7 protein-coding genes are annotated in these 8,533 nt (G+C 47.3%); 4 read left to right on the top strand and 3 right to left on the bottom strand.

Annotated elements, in window-relative coordinates:
- The coding region (locus NC996_RS27800; RefSeq protein ID WP_190688338.1) for an IS4 family transposase at positions 1–1,038 on the top strand (1,038 nt) is incomplete at its 5' end.
- A gap of 135 nt (positions 1,039–1,173) precedes the next feature.
- Here NC996_RS27800 and NC996_RS27795 read toward each other — a convergent pair.
- Positions 1,174–1,956: an SAM-dependent chlorinase/fluorinase gene (locus NC996_RS27795; RefSeq protein ID WP_190688336.1), complete on the bottom strand. Its 783-nt coding sequence runs from the start codon at positions 1,954–1,956 to the stop codon at positions 1,174–1,176.
- A gap of 308 nt (positions 1,957–2,264) precedes the next feature.
- Between NC996_RS27795 and NC996_RS27790 the strand changes: the two genes are divergently transcribed.
- From NC996_RS27790 to NC996_RS27780, 3 genes are all read left to right on the top strand, one after another.
- Positions 2,265–4,757, top strand: a complete 2,493-nt coding sequence (locus NC996_RS27790; RefSeq protein ID WP_190688334.1) for a glycoside hydrolase family 15 protein — start codon at positions 2,265–2,267, stop codon at positions 4,755–4,757.
- 118 nt (positions 4,758–4,875) lie between these two features.
- Positions 4,876–5,607 carry a pentapeptide repeat-containing protein gene (locus tag NC996_RS27785; RefSeq protein ID WP_190688332.1) on the top strand — a complete coding sequence of 244 codons (732 nt, stop codon included), beginning with the start codon at positions 4,876–4,878 and terminating at the stop codon, positions 5,605–5,607.
- A 5-nt stretch (positions 5,608–5,612) separates the two neighbouring features.
- Positions 5,613–6,179 (top strand): DUF4126 domain-containing protein, encoded by a 567-nt coding sequence (locus NC996_RS27780; RefSeq protein ID WP_190529629.1) that lies wholly within the window; start codon positions 5,613–5,615, stop codon positions 6,177–6,179.
- 248 nt (positions 6,180–6,427) lie between these two features.
- On the opposite strand, the gene NC996_RS27775 is transcribed toward NC996_RS27780, so the two are convergent.
- Together NC996_RS27775 and NC996_RS27770 are read right to left on the bottom strand one after the other, a co-directional pair.
- On the bottom strand, positions 6,428–7,402 hold the full coding sequence (locus NC996_RS27775; RefSeq protein WP_190688330.1) for a DUF6569 family protein: 975 nt from the start codon (positions 7,400–7,402) through the stop codon (positions 6,428–6,430).
- A complete protein-coding gene (locus tag NC996_RS27770; RefSeq protein ID WP_348260036.1) occupies positions 7,384–8,355 on the bottom strand; it encodes a hypothetical protein in 972 nt (323 codons plus the stop codon). Before NC996_RS27770 ends, NC996_RS27775 begins: the two co-directional genes overlap by 19 nt.
- Between the last annotated feature and the right edge of the window lie 178 nt (positions 8,356–8,533).

Below are 8,533 nucleotides of genomic sequence, written 5' to 3'. Positions count from 1 at the left end.
GCGAGTGGGTTTCCATTGGGTATCAGTAGCGTCCAAATGTGGAGTCGTCCAGCCGAACGTCCAGACAAGCACACTCGGCGCGACAAACAGTTGCCACTTGAGGAAAAAGAATCCCTCAAGTGGCTAGAGTCCGCCGCCTCAAGTCAGCGATGCTTTGAGCTTGGGGGTGCAACAACCGTGACCTACATTGGCGACCGAGAAGCGGATATATATGAACAATGGGTGACGGTTCCCAACCACCAGACACACGTACTAATCAGAGCTTGCCGCGACCGATTGTTGGTAGGCACAAGAGAAACCCTGTTTACTCACTTGAGCCAACAGCCGTGTACGGGCACCTATACGTTGCAGGTGATGGCAGATGAGCGCAAAAAACGTGTTGCTCGTGAAGCGTTAATGACACTCCGGTATTGCCAGGTGCAATGCCTTCGTCCTCGACGGCTCGACGGGACAGATTACCCCCACTCAGTGGTACTTTATGCCGTTGAAGCTGTGGAAATTAATCCTCCACCGGGACAAGCCCCAGTGCATTGGCGCTTGCTGACGACACATCGAGTGGTGTGCCTGGAGCAAGCCCTCCAAGTGATTGCGTGGTACGGTTGGCGTTGGAGAATTGAACAACTGTTTGCCACTCTCAAACAAAGTGGCTTGAATCTGGAAGCGACCCAACTCGAATCTGGAGCAGCCATTCAACGTCTATGTGTATTGGCACTGTCTCCTGCTATGCGCGTGCTTCAGTTGACTCAAGGGCGTGAAGACCTCACTCAATCAGCAACAGTCGTCTTTTGTGATGCCCAGCAGCGTTGCCTGACAGAGCTTGCACCCACTCTCAATGGTCGCACCCCAAAACAACACAACCCTTTTCCTCCCCTAACGTTGGCTTGGGCATCTTGGTTGATTGCTCGTTTAGGCGGTTGGTCTGGCTATCAAAGCCAACGGGTTCCCGGAATTGTCACTCTTTTTCAGGGTCTGCGACAGATTGATTCCCAGTTTCTCGGTTGGTCTTTAGCTTCTTGCCCAGATGTGTATACACGGTAGCCGTTTACGGGGAGGGGCTATCAACTCCCCTATTGCCCGTAAAAATAAAAAACATTTATTCCGATTCCTTCTCCTTTTAGGAGAGGGCTAGGGAGAGGTTTCAATGGGATTATTTGCCCAACCCCAGAAAAATTGTCAGATAATCTCTATCTGCGTGCCCACTGACGGACGCTTGAAGGACTCCCAGGCATTGCCACCGCGTAAGAACAGTTCGATCCAGCGTGTTTCTTCGCCTTGGGCATTTTTCCAACCGCTGCTACCGGGTGCGAAGGCTAATTGTCCGGGTTCAACGGCAAAGCTGCCATCGCTCATTGTCGCTTCTTGCTCGATGTCACCGATCCGCAAACGGATATTCGCGCGATCGCTGCCATTACTGGCATCATATTGAATCGTCGTTTTTAAGTTGCCATACCCGTCAATATAGGCAATCCGATTCGACGGCACATCGGGGATATCCGAAGGCTCAATCTTATCCCCTAGCGCGTCTGGTTGTCCCAGCGCGATCGCCGCCGCCGCTTGCGGAAACAAGTCACGAGAACGAAACTGCGAACCTTCCGCAGCAACAGCAGCCCAGCTCAATTCTGCTACATCGCGGACAAAGGAGAAGGCATAGCCAGCATTGACACCGATCACCCGCACACCCGTCGAGAGGCGTGCGAAAGCCAGACGTTCACCGGCATTCCCGACACGCGCCTGTTCATCATCTTCGCGGGGCGCAACGTTGTGGTAAATGATTGTTCCGGCCGGGGCTTCATTCAAACCTAACTGGGCGATACAGAAGCCAGCAGCCAGGGTGGCAAAAGCAGGCACGGGGGTGAGTATTGGCTCAGCATCCGGTAGATAGAACCTGATACGCTGCACTACTTCCGCAAAGGCGAGATCGCCAAAGCCGTAATCAGCGATGATGTGAACTAACATAAAGTTTCTTAGCTGTTGCTCTTTGCAATTTCATCCTATCGACGGGCATTTTTGAATGCTTACCGCCTTGGTATGATTTCCGAGCGATCGCCAGAAACTATCGATGCGAATAAACCCGCACCCTTTAATTTATTTCCTATCAATATTTGTTTAACTTCTAAATTCTCTCTATACCTCTTCTCTCTGCGCCCTCTGCGCCTAAAGCGCTAACGCGCATGGCTTCGCTAAGGCGGTTCGCCAAACAATCAAATAAGATTGCTATATTCGACTAATCAAGTCAACTTCACCCAGTTCTTAAGGCGAATTAATTGAAAAGAATTTATTGGTTTGCAAGTGCCATTATTGTCATTTTGTTAACAACTTTTATCCTAGAAAGTAAAGTTTCTTTTCTAGGTGCAATAACCCAACAGGAAGCCTTTGGTCATCCCGGCACTTGTCCAACTTGGTCGCCTTCAACCCTCACCTTTCTCGGTACTGCCCAAAACCCAACTTCAAAAGTGTGGTTCACGGGTTTCGATGGCATCATTAGCCAGATATTTTATCCTTCGACTGACAAAGCAGCGACAGTAGACTGGCAGTTTTTAGTAGGGGATACGGCAAAAACTTGGGTTGATGAAGAGAAGCAGGATACTATCAGCCAGGTTAGTTTGAATAATACGCGATCGCTTTCTTGGAAGATTACTAATACGGCGAAAAACGGCAAGTATCAAATCGACAAGACAATTTTCACCGACCCCAATCGCAATACTTTAATTCAGCAGGTAACATTCACCGCACTCAGCGGAACGCTGGATAATTTTAATCTTCATACTTTGTATCATCCAGCTATTGACAATAACGGAAAAGCCACTACAGGTTACAGCACTACTTACAAGAATATTCAAATGCTGATTGCTAAAAATCCCACCAGCAATCAAGCATCGGCATTGGCGAGTTCTCTAGGTTTTAAAAAAGGCATGATGTCTTCTGGATTCGTCGGACGCAGCGACGGCTGGCAAGACCTCAAAGGCGGTGAAGTTGATAATACGATGAACTGGACTTATGAGAAGGCAACCAATGGCAACATTGCACAGATGGCAATGTTCGATCTCAGTCCTTATGCCAACCAGAAATCGGTCACTTTTAACCTGGTACTTGGCTTTGGTAACAGTGACAAAAACGCTGAATCGGAAGCCGCAGGAACCCTAAAAGATAATTTCTCTACGATGCTGTCCGCTTACAACACGCAATGGAACAGCTACACCAATGGATTAAATACCTTTGGCGGCACCGCAGATACTCAGTATTACGTTGCGGCAATGGCGCTGAAGGCAGCCACTGACAAAGCATCAGGTGCAATGGTTGCAGGTTTGGGGAATCCGTGGGGTAATTCTAACTACTCAATCTGCACTCCATCCGGCATCGAAATGTCAGGCGGCTATCACCTGATTTGGCCTCGTGACTTGTATAAATTTGCCAGTGCCTTAATGGTTGCAGGTGACACGGCGACCCCTAAAAAAGCCTTGGATTGGTTGCTAACTACTTTGCAACAACCCGATGGACATTTTCTTCAGAATGCCTTTGCAGACGGTACGCCTTACTGGAATGGCATTCAAATGGACGAGACTGCCTTCCCGATTATCTTGGCGTGGAAACTCGGTCGCACTGATGCAGACACCTATATTAAGCACATCAAGCCAGCCGCCGATTATATTGTGAAAAATGGGCCAGTTACGGGACAAGAACGTTGGGAAGAAAACGCAGGCTATTCTCCCGGCACCATTGCTGCGGAAATTGCGGGTTTAGTTTGTGCCGCAGATATCGCCAAAGTTAACGGTGACACAACCAGCGAGAAACGCTATTTGACAACAGCCGACTACTGGCAACGCATGGTAGAAAACTGGACGTTTACGACTAGCGGTTCGATTGGCAATGGCAAATATTTTGAACGCATTGATGATAATGGAAATCCCAACGACGGACACATTTTACACATTGGCAACGGTGGCGGCGATTGGGATGAACGTTCTATCGTTGACAGCAGTTTTTTAGAATTAGTGCGTCATGGAGTAAAAGCTGCAAATAATCCTTACATTCTTGCCTCTCTTCCGGCGATTGATTCCACCATCAAGCAAACAATTCCCGGCAAGGGAGAGGGTTGGTTTCGCTACAATCACGACGGTTATGGAGAAACATCAACGGGTGCAGATTATACAGGTGCGGGAATCGGACGACTGTGGCCTATTTTCACTGGAGAACGCGGTCACTTTGCGATCGCGCGTGGTAACAAAGCAGACTCTTACCTGGCAACAATGCGTGCCTTTGCCAATCCTTCTTACATGATTTCCGAGCAAGTTTGGGATCTCAATGCACCCTCTGGTTATACTCCCGGAACTCCCACTAAATCAATGACTCCCCTTTCCTGGTCGATGGGAGAATACATCACGTTGCTGGCATCAAATTATACTCATAAAGTAATGGATATGCCGGAGATTGTCTATCAGCGCTATGTCGTCAATTCATCCAAACCGCATCAAGGCAAAACGGTAGATTATCAGGAAGCTGACTCGAAACAAGGGCTAGCTTTAACGATTTATTACAAAGGGTTATTGACAAATTCCGAACAAGTCAAACTGCACTGGGGATACAATAATTGGCAGCAAGTTACTGACAGCCTGATGATCCAGCGAGAGGATGGATTCTGGGAGACAACACTCTCTGTTCCTCCGGTAGGAACTACTTTAAATTTTGCTTTCACCGATGGAAATAATTGGGATAACAACGGGGGGAACAACTGGAATGAAACTATCTCAAATTCTTAAATCTGAATATGTCTATTGATTGATGTCCACTCCGGGTGTGTTAGCTAGGGTATTTAAAGGATATACAAAAGTTTTATCGATTTGAATGCCCCTTGAATAAAATTGCTTAAAACACCGGATGAAAGACTTAATCCGAAATTTATTATCATTCTCCAGCAACCGGATTAGTAGTTCTGGAGGCCGGGTAACGCAAGATATGCTCTTATTCGACTCCTTATATGCTGCCCAAGAAATTGCTTTTATTCTCGGCGGTGAATGGGATGGTTGTAATGGGGTGGTATTGCCTAAAAAAGACGAATTAGCGGTTAACACGGCGGCTAAATTAGTCGGGGCGCAATGGTGCTATTGTGAAGGCAAAAGTGCCATTTTAATCAAATTTGCTGCTGATGATCTGAAGCGGCGTTATGCAGCCGGAGAAAGGTATTTTATCAATGCTAACTTGAGAGGTGCTTGGCTTTGTGAGTGCTTATTGAGCGAAGCTAACCTGAGTTGGGCAAAACTGAATTTAGCGAACTTAAGCAGAGCAAACCTAAGTAAAGCGGAGTTAAGTAAGGCAGATTTGAGTGAAGCGAATTTGAGCGAAGCAAATCTGAGTACAGCTAACCTAACGAGAACCAATCTAGCGAAGGCTAACTTGCGGCTGGCAGATTTACGAGGGGCAAATTTGAGTAAAGCTTTCTTGAGTGAAGCGAACCTCAGTGAAGCCGATTTAAGGGGAGCAAATTTAGAACTTGCCGACTTAAGAGGCGCAGATTTGAGTGGAACGAACCTGAGTGGGGTCAACTTGAAAGAGGCCAAGGTGATTGAAGCAGATTTGGCAAGAGCAACCCTAGCGAATGATTCAATTTGAGTAGTATGGATACCTTATTAAGTATTGCAATTGGCATTGGTTTGAGTGCGGCTTGTGGTTTTCGGATCTTTGTCCCGCCGCTAGTGATGAGCATGGCAGCACTGTTTGGACATCTGCCACTGGCACCGAATTTTGAGTGGATGGGAACTTATCCAGCGTTGCTGACATTTGCTATAGCGACTTGTGTTGAAATTGCCGCTTATTACATTCCGTGGATAGATAATTTGCTGGATATCGTTTCTACACCAACTGCGATCGCTGTCGGCACTTTCTTAACCGCTGCCATCATTCCCCACGACGATCCTTTAGTTCAGTGGACAATCGCAGTGATTGCGGGTGGAGGTTCGGCGGGTATCGTGCAAGCCTTAACGGGTATGGTTCGCTTTTCTTCAACCGCACTCACCGGAGGATTCGGTAATGGGGTGGTTTCCACTCTGGAAGCAGGTGGTGCGATTATTCTATCCATCCTGGCGATTTGGTTGCCTGTCGTGACTGTCGCCTTGGTAATCAGTTGTGGGATCTTGCTTTGGCGGAAAGGATATCTCAGGCTACCCAATCCCAGAGAGTCTTGAGCGGTGCAAAGGACATAATAATACCCCCTTCCCGGACAGGGAAGGGGGTTAAATTTTCTGTATAAAGTTTAGATATGGCAGGAAATTACAGTTGGACAAGCGGTTAGCGCGGTAGCGTTTCTTAACCATGACTTGGAATCATCAAGTAAACACCAATGCCTAACTCAGTTCCAACTGTAATGTATTGTAGTACAAATTGAGCGAATTGACAAGTCAGTGCTTTCTTATCCTGTCAAGCGTTGACTTGATTAAATTGCTGAAGCAAACAACGAAGCATACACCAGTTGTCCAGACTCTTCGACCAACTGACCCGCAAAGTTTTTCCCTTTACAGGTATGCAGCCGCAGACTCAAGAAGCGTTCTTCTTCTTTGAGCTGAAATCTTTCAGCGGGTGTTTGACTTAGCCAATTGCTGACTTGTAACTGTTTTTCCTGACGGCTTTTGTGCAATTGCTGGCGCAGTTCTTGCAGATTGCTGGCTGCAAAAGGAAGCACGGGTTTGTCGCTTGCTTTTGCGTGCTTTTGGGCATACATTGCTGCCACACCATAGCAGAAGCAAACCAGAGGCATCCACACTTCCCGGAAGTAAGCCGCCGTGGGAGCAATTTCCACGCCAACTAACTGATTCCGAATCAAGAACAACGCCCCGGTTTGCTGGGGAAGCAATTCAAATCGGCTTTGATATTGCGTCAGAAAGGTGCGTTTTTTACTGAGAATTTGCTCTAAGTGACCGCGTTGAGGTAAATCAAACCGCTGATTTAGACGCTCAATTTCTTTCCAGAGTTTGCTGTAGTCTTCCTGACCCCGGAGTTTCAAGGCTTGAAAGCGCAATTGCAGGGGAAGAATGAAGAACCATTGTTCTCGACCTTCCAAATAACCGCCTTGACCGGATTGCACGCAGCAGGCATCTTTAAACATGAGTTTCTGTCCCGCAGCAATAAATGCTGACCGACACAAAGCATGATTTTGGGCTTGGTCTTGGATATAACCCATGTGCAAGGGAACGATTGCCACACCCGTTGATGGGTTATGGAGTTCTACATTTCCATAGCCGTGAACTCGACTGAGTTTCAACCCAGACAGGGGACTGGTAAATTGACCCGGACAATCTGGGCTGAAGATAGGGACTACAGTCATGGCTCCAGACTGTTGAGGAATTCCAAAATGATAAGGAGAGAGATCGACTTTGTCGGGAATTAATAACTCTAATGGCTGGTAGTCCATGTGGCTAACTCCTTTTCTTGGGATGTGAGTTTTTGGCGTAGGAATTCCTGCAAAGAAGCTTCGGTTTGCTTTGCACCCGCGATCGCAAATAGCGAATTTAGTAAGTCTTCAAAATCGTCTTGATGCCAGAATTCTCTTTGGAGGAGATTAGCCGCAGGTCGTCTCAATTCCAAGTCATCCAGCGCCGTAAACTTGCTATGACAGAAGATAATTGGGGTATGAATACCCAATTGCGGCAAGGTGGCGACGACTCTTTCCAAGTCTCCCGGATACATATTTTCATAACCATCAGAGACAATGGCGACTAAATCGGGTGAGTCTTCTAAAGCATCCACTAAAGCACCTGCCAAGTCGGTGTAACCTTCTGGCATGGGTAATTCGCCAACTCCCCCAAGCGTATGGACTTTGAGGTTCGCGCAGCATTTTTCGAGTACCAATTTCAGGGCGACTGACTGCGCTAGAGAACAGTATTCGCGATCGCCATAACTTCTTGTCGAAGCAGACGCATCCAACACTAAAGCCACTTGACCTGAAAATTTCGGCAGGTTTACCGCAGCTTGTTCGACATAATGCTGCAAAGCTGACATTAATTCTGGCGATTTTCCACCCCGATACAAATGCACCAAGGTTGCGGAAATATCACCGCGATTGGTTGCCGTTACTGTCTTGGGACGCTCTGTTTGTACTTCAAAGTGACGATATTGTTGATGAACGAGAGTATATTTAACTTCGCCTGCCGCAGGCATTAAACCTGTTCCCAGAGGAGAATGATACAGAAAAGGTAGAATTGCTTTCACCGATTCTGGATTATGGGCATAACGCAACAGATAGCGACGCAAATCCCTTTTATCAACCGTTTCATCCGACAGCTTTTTCACAGAACCCCGCGCCACATTCTTCCCCAGCGCGTGTTCAATCGCATCCACAACCGCAGGACGACGGCGCAAAGCCATATCCTCAAATTGGGGATGATTGAGGATGTACTGGAGAATCGCCCTCGCGGTATGTTTGTGATTAGTGGGACTTAAACGAAAACAAAGAGCCAATAAAGCTATAATCCAGTCATGGCAGTTTTTCTACGTTAAGGCTTGAGTCATGAAGGAGACAACTCCCGCCGCAATGCCTCCTTGC

The organism is Trichocoleus sp. ST-U2 (assembly GCF_039961875.1).
Lineage (GTDB): Bacteria > Cyanobacteriota > Cyanobacteriia > Cyanobacteriales > FACHB-T130 > FACHB-T130.
This window is presented reverse-complemented; position numbering and strand designations above follow the sequence as displayed.